Below are 820 nucleotides of genomic sequence, written 5' to 3'. Positions count from 1 at the left end.
GGATCTGCGCACTGGGGTCATGCTCGATCAACGCCTTCCACATCTTCGCCAATGATCTGTCCGACGATCGGTCTCGCGCACTGAGCGGCCGCCGCCGGTTCGCCCACTCCGGGTCTTGTTTGCGGCCACGCCGGTCGTGGGTGTCGACGGTGATGCGGCGGCGGACTGCGGTGACCATGTCGTTGGCCGGCGTGACCAGGGGGAAATGATCAACCACCAGCTGCGCATTGGGCAGCAACTCGGTGGTGAGTGCGGCGGCGTAGGCGGCCGACGGATCGATCACCACGTGGGTGATCTGGTCACGAAACTGTGCGGTCTGCGTGGTGAGCCAGTGAGCTAGTCGGTGACCGCCGCGCTGGTGCGGCCTTCGACCTGGCCGAGGAGGCCCTGATCGCCACCCAGATCGACGAATCCGGTGTCCCACCGGGTCCACGCGAATCCACCGCCGTCCGTTCGCGTCACGGAATCAGCGGGGCTTGCCGCGGCGGGTCTCGTCGATCCCGGGAACCTCCACCGGTCGTGGGGTGTCGAGCACCTGATCGGCGTGCTCGACGAACGCGGCGTGTGCCGTTGGCCACGACGCACCCGTATCGGCGGTGACCTCGATGACCGAGCGGGCCGCATCCCCGACGGCTCGGCCGATCTGCGTGCGCAACCTGCTCGTTGTCCGGCGCCGCGGCGCGGCCTGCGGGATCGATTCGGTGGACGTGGCCCGTCCGCACTCGGCGTTCCGCATCGGTAGCGGGTCTTGTTGCAACCGCAGCATGATTGGATCATCACCCGTAGCGGATACCGCGGGGCCCGGGTAACGGTGTGATCC

Annotated in this window: 2 protein-coding genes and 1 pseudogene; all 3 read right to left on the bottom strand. The window is 67.8% G+C overall.

Going from position 1 to position 820, the window contains the following annotated elements:
* A pseudogene (locus QSJ19_RS27100) lies at positions 1-298 on the bottom strand (transposase); the annotation flags it as partial.
* A gap of 38 nt (positions 299-336) precedes the next feature.
* Positions 337-462 carry a hypothetical protein gene (locus QSJ19_RS27095; RefSeq protein WP_502876354.1) on the bottom strand — a complete coding sequence of 42 codons (126 nt, stop codon included), beginning with the start codon at positions 460-462 and terminating at the stop codon, positions 337-339.
* A gap of 4 nt (positions 463-466) precedes the next feature.
* Positions 467-766, bottom strand: a complete 300-nt coding sequence (locus QSJ19_RS27090) for a helix-turn-helix domain-containing protein (RefSeq protein ID WP_502876353.1) — start codon at positions 764-766, stop codon at positions 467-469.
* Between the last annotated feature and the right edge of the window lie 54 nt (positions 767-820).

It is taken from the genome of Gordonia sp. ABSL11-1 (assembly GCF_030315685.1).
Classification (GTDB): domain Bacteria; phylum Actinomycetota; class Actinomycetes; order Mycobacteriales; family Mycobacteriaceae; genus Gordonia.
This window is presented reverse-complemented; position numbering and strand designations above follow the sequence as displayed.

What these genes read in the sequence shown, in the direction of transcription:
- QSJ19_RS27090 (WP_502876353.1), bottom strand. Translation starts at nt 766, where the DNA reads ATGCTGCGGTTGCAACAAGACCCGCTACCGATGCGGAACGCCGAGTGC.